We start from the raw sequence: 12,945 nt of genomic DNA, 5'->3' as shown, positions 1-12,945 counted from the left end.
AAGAACCCTAGGCCAGCAGTGTTTCGAGGACCACCGCGATGCCGTCCTCCTCGTTCGAGGACGTCACCTCGTCGGCCACGGCCTTGAGTTCGGTGTGGGCGTTGGCCATGGCGACGCCGTGGGAGGCCCAGCCGAACATCGGGATGTCGTTCGGCATGTCGCCGAAGGCGATGGTGTGCGCGGCCTTGAGGCCGAGCCGGCGCGCGGCCAGGGAGAGCCCCGTCGCCTTGGAGAGGCCGAGCGGGAGGAGTTCCACGATGCCCGCGCCGGCCATCGCGACCGAGACGAAGCCGCCGGCCGCCTGCCGGGCCGCCTCCGCCAGCTCGTCGTCGCCCAGGGTCGGGTGCTGTATGTAGATCTTGTTCAGCGGCGCCGCCCAGAGATCGGACGTGTCGGTGAAGGGGACCGCGGGGAGCGGCCCCGCGAGCGCGTACCCGGGCCCCGCGATGACCTCGCCGTCCAGCCCGTCACGGCTCGCGGCGAGATGCAGCGGGCCGACCTCCGCCTCTATCTTCGCCAGCGCCACCCCCGCCACCTGCCGGTCCAGGGTGACCGAGGTCAGCAGGCGGTGCGCCCCGGCGTCGTAGAGCTGCGCGCCCTGGCCGCAGACCGCGAGGCCGTCGTAGCCGAGGTCGTCGAGGACGTGGCGGGTCCAGGGGGCGGCGCGGCCGGTGACGACGATGTGCGCCGCGCCCGCCGCGGCGGCCGCGGTGAGCGCGTCCCGGGTGCGCGGGGAGACCGACCCGTCGGAGCGCAGCAGCGTTCCGTCCAGGTCGGTCGCGACGAGCCCGTAGGGGAAGCTCACCTGGCCACCGGCTCCAGGACCTCCCGGCCGCCCAGGTAGGGGCGCAGCACTTCGGGGATCCGGACGGAGCCGTCGGCCAGCTGGTGGTTCTCCAGGATCGCGACGATGGTGCGCGGTACGGCGCACAGCGTGCCGTTGAGCGTGGCGAGCGGCTTGACCTGCTTGCCGTCGCGGACGCGGATCGAAAGCCGCCGGGACTGGTACTCGGTGCAGTCCGAGGTCGAGGTCAGCTCGCGGTACTTGCCCTGGGTGGGGATCCACGCCTCGCAGTCGAACTTGCGGGCGGCCGAGGAGCCGAGGTCACCGGAGGCGACGTCGATCACCCGGAACGGCAGCTCCAGCGAGGTCAGCCACTGCTTCTCCCACGCCAGCAGGCGCTGGTGCTCGGCCTGGGAGTCCTCGGGGTCGACGTACGAGAACATCTCGACCTTGTCGAACTGGTGCACGCGGAAGATGCCCCGGGTGTCCTTGCCGTGCGAACCGGCCTCGCGGCGGAAGCAGGGGGAGAAGCCCGCGTACCGCAGCGGCAGCTTGTCGGCGTCGATGATCTCGTCCATGTGGTACGCCGCGAGCGCCACCTCGGAGGTGCCGACCAGGTAGAGGTCGTCCTTGTCGAGGTGGTAGACGTCCTGCGCGGCCTGGCCGAGGAAGCCGGTGCCGGCCATGGACTGCGGGCGGACCAGCGCCGGGGTCAGCATCGGGGTGAAGCCGGCCTCGGTGGCCTGGGCCATCGCCGCGTTCACCAGGGCCAGTTCCAGCAGGGCGCCGACGCCGGTGAGGAAGTAGAAGCGGGAGCCGGAGACCTTGGCGCCGCGCTCGACGTCGATCGCGCCGAGCAGCTGGCCCAGCTCCAGGTGGTCCTTGGGGTCGAAGCCCTCGGCACCGAAGTCGCGGATGGTGCCGTGCGTCTCCAGGGTGACGAAGTCCTCCTCGCCGCCGACGGGGACGTCGGGGTGGACGAGGTTGCCCAGCCGGAGCAGCAGCTCCTGGGTCTCGGTGTCGGCCGCGTCGCGCTCGGCGTCGGCGGCCTTGACGTCGGCCTTGAGCTGCTCGGCGCGCTTGAGCAGTTCGGCCTTCTCGTCGGCGGTGGCCTTGGGGATCAGCTTGCCGAGCTGCTTCTGCTCGGCACGCAGTTCGTCGAAGCGGACGCCGGACGACCTGCGCCGCTCGTCGGCAGACAGGAGGGAGTCGACGAGCGCGACATCCTCTCCACGGGCGCGCTGCGACGCGCGCACACGGTCGGGGTCCTCACGGAGCAGGCGAAGGTCAATCACAGGGCCAAGGCTACCGGTGCGGGGATGCCGCTCACGAATCACTATTACGGCGCGCTTGGATTTGCGGCTTACGGTGCGTTATGCGCTAATTGCCGAGCGTGTCAAGGGAAAGTGTCTCACTCCCTGGGACGGGGCACACGCGGGGTGTCCGGTTGACTCGATTTCCTTGTGGAGAACGGAACTTGGCAACCCGGTTGTCCACAGAAATCCACACCCCCGGAAGAGTTATCCACAGGGTGTGGGGAAGTTCTGTGGATGCGGGAATTGATCGCTCCGGATCCGCTGAGCGACGTGCAGAATTCCCTGGCGAAAGTGGATCGACGCCCACTTTCGGGTGGAAAACGGTCGCCCCAAAAGATGAACCAAAGGAAACGGGTGGACGAAGGGTGAGTCGCGTGACGGCCGCCTCACCTGTGCGATGTGAGGCGATTTGTCGACCGGGTCGCACTTCGCTGTCGACTTGTCCCCAGGTCGAGAAGCGCGCCTGTGGATAACTCTTGTGGATAACTAGAAGCGGCCGTCCTGGCAGCGCGCCACCCAGTCCGCGGCCCGTGTGAACTCCTCGTCCGAGGTCCCCGGCTGTACGGCCCGTGCCTGGTCCGGCGTGATGTCGGCGCGCGGGTACGAGCCGAGGAAGCGCACCTCGCGGCAGAGCCGCTTCAGGCCCATGAGCGTCGCCGCCATCCGCCGGTCGGAGATGTGCCCCTCGGCGTCCACGCAGAAGCAGTAGTTGCCGATGCCGGCGCCGGTCGGCCGGGACTGGAGCAGCATCAGGTTGATCCCGCGCGAGGCGAACTCGCCGAGCAGGTCGCGCAGTCCACCGGGATGGTCGGTGCGCTGCCAGAGCACCACCGAGGTCTTGTCGGCACCGGTCTTCGCGGCGGGCCGGGCCGGGCGGCCGACCAGCACGAACCGGGTCTGCGCGTTCTCCGCGTCGTGGATCCCGGTCTCCAGCACCTCCAGGCCGTACCGGGCGGCGGCGAACTCGCCCGCGAAGGCGGCGTCGTAGCGGCCCTCCTGGACCAGCCGGGCCGCGTCCGCGTTCGAGGCGGCCGACTCCCAGACGGCGTCCGGGAGGTTGTCCTTCAGCCAGTTGCGCACCTGCGGCTGGGCCGCGGGGTGCGCGGAGACGGTCTTGATGTCGGCGAGCCCGGTGCCCGGCCGGACCAGCAGCGCGAAGGTGATGGACAGCAGCACCTCGCGGTAGATCGTCAGCGGCTCGCCCGCGACCAGGCCGTCCAGGGTGGCGGTGATGCCGCCCTCGACCGAGTTCTCGATCGGCACGAACGCGGCCTCGGCCTCGCCGGCCCGCACCGCGTCCAGCGCGGACTGCACCGACACGTACGGGATCAGCTCCCGGGTGGCGGCTTCCGGCAGCGTCCGCAGGGCCACCTCGGTGAAGGTGCCCTCGGGACCGAGATACGCATAGCTCGCTGGCATGGTCCTCACCCTAATGGCCGTGGGCCGTCCTGGCTCAGGCGTCTCATGACGACCACTCGACCGGGTGGTTTGGAGGCGGATATCCGCAGAGTCAGTGGAATGTCGGCTAGGCGACGGCTGGGCGGTTGCTGAAGGCTCGACGGCCGGCCGGGATTCCGGCTCTCAGCCCTCCAGCAGCCGCTGCCCCACGTACTCGCCCTTTCCCGCCCCGCCCGGCACCGCGAACAGCGCGCTCGACTCGTGCCGGATGAACCGCGACAGGGCGTCGCCCCGGTCGAGCTTGCGCTGCACCGGCACGAAACCGCGCAGGGGGTCCGCCTGCCAGCACACGAAGAGCAGCCCGGCGTCCGGCACCCCGTCCGCGTCGATGCCGTCGTGGTACGAGAACGGGCGCCGCAGCATCGCCGCGCCGCCGTTCTTGTCCGGCCGGGTGATCCGCGCGTGCGCGTTGAGCGCGATGACGTAGTCACCCTTGGCGTCGGTCTTCTCCAGCTCCATCGCAGACGTCTCGTGCCCCCCGGTCAGCGGCGCCCCGTCCGCCTTGCGACGCCCGATGACCTGCTCCTGGGCGGACACGGAAAGCTTCTCCCAGTCGTCCAAGAGCATGCGGATACGGCGTACGACGGCGTAGGAACCGTTGGCCATCCACGCGGGCTCGCCCGAGGCGGGCACGAAGATCTGCTTGTCGAAGGCGGCGTCCGTCGGCTTCGGGTTGCCCGTGCCGTCGATCTGGCCCATGAGGTTGCGGGCCGTCATCGGGCGGGCGGTGGCGCCCGGGGCGCGGTTGAAGCCGTTCATCTGCCAGCGCACCCGCGCTGCCGCACCGGCGTCCTTCTGGATCGCGCGCAGGGCGTGGAAGGCGACCAGGGCGTCGTTCGCGCCGATCTGCACCCACAGATCGCCGTCGCTGCGCGCCTTGTCGAGATGGTCGGAGGAGAAGTCCGGCAGCGGATCGAGAGCGGTGGGCCGCTGCTTCTCCAGACCGGTCCGGGTGAAGAAGCTGTTCCCGAAGCCGAAGGTGACCGTCAGCGAGGAGGGGCCCGCGTCCCGCGACACGTCGGTGTCGTCGTGCGGGGCCGGCTCGCCCGCCATCAGCCGCTCGGCCGTCGCCGACCAGCGGCGCAGCAGGGCCTGGGCCTCCTTGCGGCCCGCGCCCGCCGTCAGATCGAAGGCGATGAGGTGGCCGCACGCCTGGAGGTCCTCGGTGATGCCGGGCTGGTGTTTCACGTGAAACATCGCGCGGCTGGAGCCCACCGAGGTGAGCGGGGTGGCCGGGGCGGGCGCGGCGGCGTGACCGACGGCCCCGCCCGCCGCGCCGAGCACCAGCCCGGTGGCACCCGCGGTGCCGAGCAGGGTGCGCCGGGAGACGCCCCCGGAACGGGCCTCACGCGCCGGGGCCTCGGGGACACGGGCCTGCTGGGTGGACTGGTCGTGCATGGTCAGGTTCAGCCGATCTGCGCGTTCTTGGAGACGGTCACTTCGTCGATGTCGGAGGTGCGCACGGTGACGGCGACCTTCCAGTCGCCTGCCATCGGGATCTGCACCGCGTCCGCCGCCCAGTGGCCGGTGGTGATGTGCTCGGGGGCCACGGTGAGCGGGCCGATCTTCTTCGCCTCCAGGGTGAGGGCGATCTTCACCTCGGGGACGTCGAAGGGCTGACCGTCGGGCTTGCGGACGAAGAGGTGCAGCTCGTTGGCGCCCGCGTGGGCGGGGTCGAGGTCCAGGGCGACCACGCCCTTGCCGTTCGCGCCGCCCGTGTCGAAGGGCAGGTCCAAGGACACGGTGCCGTCGGTGGGCGCGGTGACGGATCCGGTGGAGGTGGCGGCCTTGGCCTCCTGCTCGGTGCGGCCCGGCTCGGTCTGGGTCAGCGCGGTGGTGACGGCGAGCAGCACGATCGCGACGGCCGCCTCGGCGAGCACCGAGCGGCGCAGCCCGAAGCGTCCCGCATCGCCGTCCCGCAGTCGCTTCCACCGGGCCGTGTCCATCGCGGCCCGCTGCCGGGCGAGCTGGGCGGCGCGGCGGGAGTCACCGGAGCCCTCGGGAGCGGCGCCCAGTGCGGCCGCGTCCGGCTCGGTGACGACGTCCGATGCGTCTGCCGCGGTCGTGGCCGCATCCGCATCCGCATCCGTGGCCGTGTCCGTGGCCGTGTCCTGCCCGGTCGCTGTCGCCGCGGCGACGGACTCCTTCTCGCCCGCCGCCCGCTCCCCCTCCGCCGGCTGCTCCTCCGCTGTCTGCTTCTCCTCCGCGCCCTTGTCCGCGAGCCGCCCCGTCCACCGCCGCGACGCCGACGCGATGCCCACCATGACCGCCACCAGGACGATCTTGGCCAGCAGTAGCTGCCCGTACCGGGTGTCGGTGAAGGCGGACCAGGAGCCGAGCTGGCGCCAGGACTGGTAGATGCCGGTGGCGACGAGGACTACCACCGAGCCGAAGGCCACCCGGGAGAAACGGTGTACGGCGGCGGCCTCGACCGGCGTCTCGGCGGGCGCCCGGTACAAGGCGACCAGCAGCGCGGTGAGCCCGCCCAGCCAGGCGGCGACGGCGAGCAGATGGACGACGTCGACCGGCATGGCGATGCCCGGCTGGAGCCCCACCGAGGCGTGCTCGGCCATCGCCCAGCTGGTCGCGAGCCCCGCCGCGACGACCACACCCCCGGCCCCGAGCCCGAAGGTCAGGTCCCGCTTCTCCGCACCCTCCTCGCGCCGCTGGTACGACCCGAAGAGAACGGCGATGAACAGCGCGGCGGCGGCGAGCAGCAGCAGCCGGGAGACCAGCGCGGCCCCCGGCTTGGTCGCCAGCACCTGGCCGAGCAGCCCGAGGTCGAAGACGTCGGCGAACTTCCCGGAGGTGGTGTACGAGCCGCGCAGGAGCAGCAGCCACAGGGTGGCCGCGGTCAGCGCCAGCCAGCCGCCGACGACCAGTCGTTGCAGCGCCCGTACGCCCGTGCCGCGCCGCCAGCAGACGAGCACGAACGCCGCGCCGCCCGCGAGCACGATGAAACCGGCGTACGACACGTACCGCCCGGCCTGGTAGAGGCCGCCGACGACCCCGCCGCCCACGGTCGGGCCGGTGCCGGAGACCACGGTCCGCGACGGTGCCCCGATGGAGAAGGTGTACGCGCCGGCGACGGGATGGCTGTCGGCGGAGACGACCTCGTAGGTGACCGTGTACGTGCCCCTGCCCAGGCCGTCCTTGAGCCGCACGGCGTACGTCGTCCCGCTCACGTGGGCGGGGGCGCCGGTCTGGACGGGCTTGCCCTTCGGGTCGAGGACGCGCAGCGAGTCGCCGTTCATCGCCACCTTCTCGGAGAAGGTGAGCGACACCCGGGCGGGCGGCTGCTCGACCACCGCCCCCTGCGCGGGGTCGCTGCCGGTCAGCGCCGCGTGGGCGGAGGCCGGTCCGGCGCCCGCGAGCAGCGCGCCGGTGACGGCGAGGAGCAGCAGCACCAGGGTCCGCAGGCGGGGGGTGATGGTCCGGGTCACGGTGGTCCCTTCCCTCAGTTGCCGGTCGTGGGGTGGTACGTGGCGGACTTCACCGGCATCTCGACGGTGAGGGGGCCGGTCTTGGCGAAGGTGAGCTTCAGGGTGACCGTCTGGCCCTGCTTCGGCCGGTGCCGCAGCTGCTCGAACATCAGGTGGTTGCCACCGCTTCTGAAGACGAGCCGGCCGTGGGCGGGTATGGCGAAGGAGGACCGCTCCCGCATCTCGCCGCCCAGGGTGCTGTGCATCGTGATCTGACCGGCGGCTTCGCTGCGCACCGCGGTCAGTTCGTCCTTCGTGCCGCCCTTGTTGGTGATCGTCAGAAAGCCGGCGGCCATGTCGGCGGAGACGGGCTGCGGCATGTACGAACCGCTCACCGACAGTTCGGCCTTCGACGTCCCCGAGTCCGAGCAGCCGGTGAGTGCCAGCGCGCCGGTGACGGCGGCCGCGGCGGTCAGGGCGGCGGGGCGGCGGCTCACGGCTTGGCTCCCTCGACGAGCTTGGGCAGGTCCTTGATGTAGTCGTCGACCGTGGCGTCCTCGCCGTAGAGGACGTAACCGCCGTTCGTCTTCGGGGAGAAGGCGACGACCTGGGTGCCGTGGACGGAGACGAGCTTGCCGTTCTTGTCCTTCGTCGTCGGCTCGACCGCGATGCCGACGGTGCGGGCGCCGGCCTGGACGGTCTTGAAGTCGCCGGTCAGTCCGACGAACCGGGGGTCGATGCCCTTGAGCCAGCTGCCGAGGGCGGCCGGGGTGTCACGGCCGGGGTCGGTGGTGACGAACACGACCCGCAGGTCGGCGCGCTGGGCCGGGGTCAGCGCCTTCTGGGCCGCGACGGCGATGTTGCTCATGGTCGTCGGGCAGATGTCGGGGCAGTGCGTGTAGCCGAAGTACAGCAGGGTCGGGTGGCCCTGGGTCTCCTTGCGGAGGTCGTACTGCTTGCCGTGGGTGTCGGTGAGGACCAGGTCCGGCTTGTCGAAGGGCTGGTCGAGGACGGTGGCGGGGCCGCTGCGGCCGGACTCCTGCGAGATCGAGGAGACCGGTGACCCGTCGTCCTTCTGGGTGCCGCAGGCGGAGAGGGTCAGGGTGGCGGCGGCGAGCAGCGCGGCCGCGGCGAACGTCTTCTTGCGCATAGAGAAATGTCCCAGATGTGAGAACTGCGGCGCGCACCGGGGTCGTACGGGGGCCGGGCCTGACACGGCCCCGGCGCGCGCTGCGGAAGGGTGGGGCTAAGCGGCGCGGCGGCGGCCGGCGAGGACGCCGTAGGCCACGCCCGCGGCGCCGACGACGATCCCGGCCACCCCGAGCACCCGGGCGGTGGTGTCACTGCCGCCGCCGGAGTCCGGGGCGGCGGCCGTGGTCTCCTTCTTGTCGTCCTTGCCGGCGGACGCGTCCTGGGTGTCCGACGTGGCGTTTTCGCCGGCCGGGGCGGTCAGCTGGAGCACCGGGGCCGGGTTCTGCGGCTCGTCCTGGCCGGCCTGCGGCACCTCGATCCAGCGCACGACCTGGTTGTCGGAGTACGTCTGGAGCGCCTTGAACACGAGCTGGTCGGTGTTGTCCGGCAGGGCGCCGACGGAGAGCGGGAACTTCTGGAAGTAGCCGGGCTCGATGCCCTTGCCGTCGGCGGTCCAGGTGACCTTGGTGACGGCCTGGTCGACCTTGTCGCCCTCCACGGTCAGCGGCTTGGCGAGCTTGGTCGTGGTGAGCCGCACGCTCCAGCCCGGGATCGGCTGTGCCATGACGGAGGCCAGCGGGTGGTCGGCGGGGAGGTTCACCTCGACCTTGGTGGTCGAGGCGTCGTCGCGCTCGTTGGGGACCTTGAAGTCGACGACCGCGTAGCCGCCCTTGGCCGCGGCGCCCTCGGGCTGCACGGTCACGTGCGCGAAGGCGGGGACGGACAGGGCGAGCACGGCGGTGCCGGCGACGGCGGCACCGGCGGCGACGCGGGCGACGGTACGACGGGACGCGAGGGACGCGAGGGACGCGAGGGACGCGATGGGGAAAGCCTGCATGACAGGAGCACTCCGTGGTGAGAGTTCCGGTGAGGGGTGAGGAGCGAAGGCGCGCACGCGCGCGGGCCGCGCGACGGGCGGCACCTCCTCGGATCCCGGAGCTTTCCCAGGGAATGGGGGGCGGGCGCGTCGCGTCAGGCGGCGAGTCGCAGGCCGGCGGCGGGCGGACCGCGCCGGATCACCGTGTGCTGGAGCGCGCGGGTGCCCGGGGCGGACGGCTCGTCCCGGTCGGTACGAGGGCCACGCGGGCCGGGCCCGGCGGCGGTCGTCAGACCGGCGCACAGGGCACCCGCCAGCGCGAGCGCCGCCCGCAGGGACCGTACGAGCGCCGTCTCGGCGACTTCGTGCGCGGACAGTTCGAGCAGCCGCAGCACGGCCAGGTCGCCGCGGCGCAGCAGCCAGCCGACGGCGACGGCCGCGAGGACGTGCCCGAGCAGCATCGGCAGCGAGGGCAGTGAGGGCAGCAGCGCCGCGGTGGCGCCGGTGGCGCCGGTGGCGTGCGGCATGGGCGCCGCCGCCCCGGCCACGGGACGGCCCGAGTGGTCGACGAGGTGGGCGGCGAGCAGGAGGTGGAAGGCGTGGCCGGGGGTGAGCGCCGAGGCGTTCGCTCCGCACAGCAGCCGGCCGGCTTGTTCGACCAGCGCGGTGTCGTCGAGCACGGAGCCGCCCGGAGCGGTCTGCCCCGTCGGCATCCCGCTCATGGCCATGGGCGCCCCGTGCTGGCCCAGGTCGAACAGAGTGTGCAGCGCGGTCTGGCCGAGCACGAGGAGCGCGGCGATGCCCGGCAGCGAGCGGGCCCGCCCGGCGAGCGGGATCACGAGCAGCAGCGAGCCGAGGAAGCCCACGCCGAGCGTCCACAGCGGCACGCCCGCGCAGGAGGCCAGGGAGTGCCCGGCCGCGGCCAGCACGACGCAGACCGCGGCGAAGACCGCGGCCCGCAGCATCCGGAGCCCGGCTCCGGGACGCGCCGTGCGCGCGTGGAGGGCAGACATGGCGGGCTCATCATCCCACCGCACCCCCCGCCGCCCCACCTCAGGTCCGGGCGATCCGTCCCTCGAACCGAAGGGATTCGTCCCTCATACACCGATTCCTCCCGTGGCGCACCGGCCGTATGGGCGGAGTCACGTGAACGGTGTGCTTACGGCCGTCTATGGACGGCAATAGGTATCGGTATGTCGAGCCGCGGCCGGGAGGCTGGAGCATGAGCATCTGGTGGTCCCTCCGTCTGCGGCGCGAGGCCGCGAGCGTGCCGCTCGCGCGGCGGTTGCTGATCGGCACCATGGAGACGGCCGGGGTGGATCCGGAGATCTCCTACGACCTCTCCGTCGCCCTCACCGAGGCGTGCGCGAACGCCGTCGAGCACGGCGGCGGCGACGGCACCTCGGCGGTGTACCGGGTGACCGCGTACCTCGACGGGGAGAAGTGCCGTATCGAGGTGACCGACTCCGGCCCCGGTTTCCACCACACCCGCGAACTGCGCGCCGTCCGGCCGGACGCCGAGCACGGCCGCGGCCTCTGTCTGATCCGCGAACTCGCCGACCATGTCCACATCGGCCCCAAGCCGGGCCGTCACGGCACGGTGGTCAGCTTCGACAAGATCCTCAAGTGGCGCGACGACGCACCGCTGCTGGCGGTGTAGCCCCGGACCCGCATAGTGGGGGAATGAGCATCGACAACGGGGAGACGGCGGCGCTGGCCGGGGGAGTGACCTTCCGGCCGCTCGCCGCCGATGACGCGGAGGCGCTGGCGGCCGCCTACACGGTCAACCGCGAGCACCTGGCGCCCTGGGAACCGGTACGGCCGGAGGCCTTCTTCACGCCCGAGAGACAGCGGGAGCGGATCGAGGGCCTGCTGCGGCAGCGCGCCGAAGGCTTCGTGGTGCCCTGGGTGCTGGCGGAGGCGGACGGGCGGATCGTCGGGGCCGTCACCCTGACGGGGATCAGCCGGGGCCCCTTCTGCAGCGCGTATATCGGCTACTGGGTCGCCGTGGACCGGCAGGGCCTGGGGCTGGCCGGCGCCGCCGTGTCGCGGGTGTGCGGGCTCGCGCGGGACCGGCTGGGGCTGCACCGGATCGAGGCGTCCACGCTGGTGGAGAACACCGGGTCGCAACGGGTGCTGGCGAAGTGCGGGTTCGAACCGATCGGCATGGCGCCCGACTACCTGCACATCAACGGCCGCTGGCGCGACTGCCGGTTGTTCCAGCGGATCCTGCACGACGGGGATCCCGCCTGGTAGGACCCCGCGACGACGACGGCCGGACACCTCCCGGTGCCCGGCCGTCTCTCCTCGAATGCCGGCTCGTTCGAAGGCCGGCCTTCAGAGGATCAGCCCTTCAGCGTGGCCATCCACGCCTCGACCTCGTCGGACCGGCGCGGCAGTCCGGCCGAGAGATTCCTGTTGCCGTCCTCGGTCACCAGGATGTCGTCCTCGATCCGGACCCCGATGCCCCGGTACTCGGCCGGCACGGTGAGGTCGTCGGCCTGGAAGTACAGACCCGGCTCGACCGTGAGCACCATGCCCGGCTCCAGGACACCGTCCACGTACGTCTCGGTCCGCGCGACCGCGCAGTCGTGGACGTCCATGCCGAGCATGTGACCGGTGCCGTGCAGGGTCCAGCGGCGCTGCAGACCCAGCTCCAGGACGCGCTCCACCGGGCCCTCGACCAGGCCCCACTCGACCAGCTTCTCGGCCAGCACGCGCTGCGCGGCGTCGTGGAAGTCGCGGTATTTGGCGCCCGGCCGCACCGCCGCGATGCCGGCCTCCTGGGCCTCGTACACCGCGTCGTACACCTTCTTCTGCAGCTCGCTGTACGTGCCGTTGATCGGCAGCGTGCGCGTGACGTCGGCGGTGTACAGCGTGTGCGTCTCCACGCCGGCGTCGAGCAGCAGCAGGTCGCCGGAGCGGACCGGGCCGTCGTTGCGGACCCAGTGCAGGGTGCAGGCGTGCGGGCCGGCGGCGCAGATGGAGCCGTAGCCGATGTCGTTGCCCTCGACGCGGGCGCGCAGGAAGAAGGTGCCCTCGATGTAGCGCTCGCTGGTGGCCTCGGCCTTGTCGAGGACCTTCACCACGTCCTCGAAGCCGCGCACCGTGGAGTCGACGGCCTTCTGCAGCTCGCCGATCTCGAACTCGTCCTTGACCAGGCGCATCTCGGAGAGGAAGACGCGCAGCTCCTCGTCGCGCTCGGCGGTGACCTTGTCGGTCAGGGCCGCCTCGACGCCGGCGTCGTAGCCGCGCACGACGCGCACCGGACCGGTGGCCTCGCGCAGCCGGTCGGCCAGCTCGCGCACGTCGGCGGCCGGGATGCCGTACAGCGCCTCGGACTCGGCCAGGGAGTGACGGCGGCCGACCCACAGCTCGCCCTGGCCGTCGAGCCAGAACTCGCCGTTCTCGCGGTCGGAGCGGGGCAGCAGGAAGATCGTCTCCCGGTGGCCCTCGCCCTCGGGCTCCAGGACGAGGACGCCGTCCTCCGTCTGGTTGCCGGTGAGGTACGCGTACTCGACGGAGGAGCGGAAGGCGTACTCCGTGTCGTTCGAGCGGGTCTTCAGGTTGCCCGCCGGGATCACCAGGCGCTCGCCCGGGAAGCGCGCGGAGAGCGCGGCGCGGCGGCGCGCGGTCTCGGCGGCCTGCTCGATGGGCTTCAGGTCACGCAGCTCGGTGTCGGCCCAGCCGGACTGCATGTTCTCGGCCAGCTCGTCGGAGACGCCCGGGTACAGGCCGTTCTTCCGCTGCTTGATGGGCTCCTCGGACTCGGTTTCCGGGGTCGCCGGAATGAGTTCGTCGGCCACGTGATCCTCCTCGGTACGGCGTGTGATCTCCCCCGGCGGTCCGTGTGGCTCGCCATGGTGGGGTCACTGTGTCCGAGCCGGGGACCTCCATCATCGTACGGTCGTATCGGGAAGGGATCGGGGGCGGATGCCCTGTTATGCCTGGTCACCG

General features: G+C 72.0%; 12 protein-coding genes. 2 read left to right on the top strand and 10 right to left on the bottom strand.

Features of this window, described 5'->3' with window-relative positions; translation table 11 throughout:
* Positions 1 to 7 precede the first annotated feature (7 nt).
* From AB0927_RS08415 to AB0927_RS08375, 9 genes are all read right to left on the bottom strand, one after another.
* Positions 8 to 805, bottom strand: a complete 798-nt coding sequence (locus AB0927_RS08415; protein WP_366666740.1) for an HAD family hydrolase — start codon at positions 803 to 805, stop codon at positions 8 to 10.
* Positions 802 to 2,079: a serine--tRNA ligase gene (gene serS, locus AB0927_RS08410; RefSeq protein WP_366666739.1), complete on the bottom strand. Its 1,278-nt coding sequence runs from the start codon at positions 2,077 to 2,079 to the stop codon at positions 802 to 804. Before serS ends, AB0927_RS08415 begins: the two co-directional genes overlap by 4 nt.
* A 507-nt stretch (positions 2,080 to 2,586) precedes the next feature.
* Positions 2,587 to 3,519, bottom strand: a complete 933-nt coding sequence (gene pheA / locus AB0927_RS08405; RefSeq protein WP_366666738.1) for a prephenate dehydratase — start codon at positions 3,517 to 3,519, stop codon at positions 2,587 to 2,589.
* Positions 3,520 to 3,681: 162 nt separating this feature from the next.
* On the bottom strand, positions 3,682 to 4,956 hold the full coding sequence (gene efeB, locus AB0927_RS08400; protein ID WP_366666737.1) for an iron uptake transporter deferrochelatase/peroxidase subunit: 1,275 nt from the start codon (positions 4,954 to 4,956) through the stop codon (positions 3,682 to 3,684).
* Positions 4,957 to 4,964: 8 nt separating this feature from the next.
* Positions 4,965 to 7,001, bottom strand: coding sequence for a copper resistance protein CopC (locus AB0927_RS08395; protein ID WP_366666736.1), 2,037 nt, complete (start codon positions 6,999 to 7,001; stop codon positions 4,965 to 4,967).
* A 14-nt stretch (positions 7,002 to 7,015) separates the two neighbouring features.
* On the bottom strand, positions 7,016 to 7,477 hold the full coding sequence (locus AB0927_RS08390; RefSeq protein ID WP_366666735.1) for a copper chaperone PCu(A)C: 462 nt from the start codon (positions 7,475 to 7,477) through the stop codon (positions 7,016 to 7,018).
* Positions 7,474 to 8,130, bottom strand: coding sequence for an SCO family protein (locus tag AB0927_RS08385; protein WP_366666734.1), 657 nt, complete (start codon positions 8,128 to 8,130; stop codon positions 7,474 to 7,476). Before AB0927_RS08385 ends, AB0927_RS08390 begins: the two co-directional genes overlap by 4 nt.
* A 96-nt stretch (positions 8,131 to 8,226) precedes the next feature.
* Positions 8,227 to 9,009 carry a YcnI family protein gene (locus AB0927_RS08380; RefSeq protein ID WP_366666733.1) on the bottom strand — a complete coding sequence of 261 codons (783 nt, stop codon included), beginning with the start codon at positions 9,007 to 9,009 and terminating at the stop codon, positions 8,227 to 8,229.
* A 134-nt stretch (positions 9,010 to 9,143) separates the two neighbouring features.
* The gene (locus tag AB0927_RS08375) at positions 9,144 to 10,001 is read right to left on the bottom strand and encodes a hypothetical protein (RefSeq protein ID WP_366666732.1); all 858 of its coding nucleotides are present in this window, start codon (positions 9,999 to 10,001) and stop codon (positions 9,144 to 9,146) included.
* Positions 10,002 to 10,210: 209 nt separating this feature from the next.
* On the opposite strand from AB0927_RS08375, the gene AB0927_RS08370 reads away from it, so the two are divergent.
* On the top strand, positions 10,211 to 10,648 hold the full coding sequence (locus tag AB0927_RS08370) for an ATP-binding protein (RefSeq protein WP_366666731.1): 438 nt from the start codon (positions 10,211 to 10,213) through the stop codon (positions 10,646 to 10,648).
* A 23-nt stretch (positions 10,649 to 10,671) separates the two neighbouring features.
* The gene (locus AB0927_RS08365; RefSeq protein WP_366666730.1) at positions 10,672 to 11,244 is read left to right on the top strand and encodes a GNAT family protein; all 573 of its coding nucleotides are present in this window, start codon (positions 10,672 to 10,674) and stop codon (positions 11,242 to 11,244) included.
* 89 nt (positions 11,245 to 11,333) lie between these two features.
* On the opposite strand, the gene AB0927_RS08360 is transcribed toward AB0927_RS08365, so the two are convergent.
* Positions 11,334 to 12,794 carry an aminopeptidase P family protein gene (locus tag AB0927_RS08360; protein ID WP_366666729.1) on the bottom strand — a complete coding sequence of 487 codons (1,461 nt, stop codon included), beginning with the start codon at positions 12,792 to 12,794 and terminating at the stop codon, positions 11,334 to 11,336.
* Between the last annotated feature and the right edge of the window lie 151 nt (positions 12,795 to 12,945).

The organism is Streptomyces sp. NPDC048106, assembly GCF_040706415.1.
Taxonomy (GTDB): domain Bacteria; phylum Actinomycetota; class Actinomycetes; order Streptomycetales; family Streptomycetaceae; genus Streptomyces.
The sequence above is the reverse complement of the archived record's forward strand: the minus strand, read 5'-3'. Positions and strand labels throughout refer to the sequence as shown.

Bases quoted from the DNA above. Each gene is read 5' to 3' on its own strand.
- pheA (WP_366666738.1), bottom strand. From the start codon at position 3,519: ATGCCAGCGAGCTATGCGTATCTCGGTCCCGAGGGCACCTTCACCGAG.
- efeB (WP_366666737.1), bottom strand. From the start codon at position 4,956: ATGCACGACCAGTCCACCCAGCAGGCCCGTGTCCCCGAGGCCCCGGCG.
- AB0927_RS08385 (WP_366666734.1), bottom strand. From the start codon at position 8,130: ATGCGCAAGAAGACGTTCGCCGCGGCCGCGCTGCTCGCCGCCGCCACC.
- AB0927_RS08380 (WP_366666733.1), bottom strand. From the start codon at position 9,009: ATGCAGGCTTTCCCCATCGCGTCCCTCGCGTCCCTCGCGTCCCTCGCG.
- AB0927_RS08375 (WP_366666732.1), bottom strand. From the start codon at position 10,001: ATGTCTGCCCTCCACGCGCGCACGGCGCGTCCCGGAGCCGGGCTCCGG.
- AB0927_RS08370 (WP_366666731.1), top strand. From the start codon at position 10,211: ATGAGCATCTGGTGGTCCCTCCGTCTGCGGCGCGAGGCCGCGAGCGTG.
- AB0927_RS08365 (WP_366666730.1), top strand. From the start codon at position 10,672: ATGAGCATCGACAACGGGGAGACGGCGGCGCTGGCCGGGGGAGTGACC.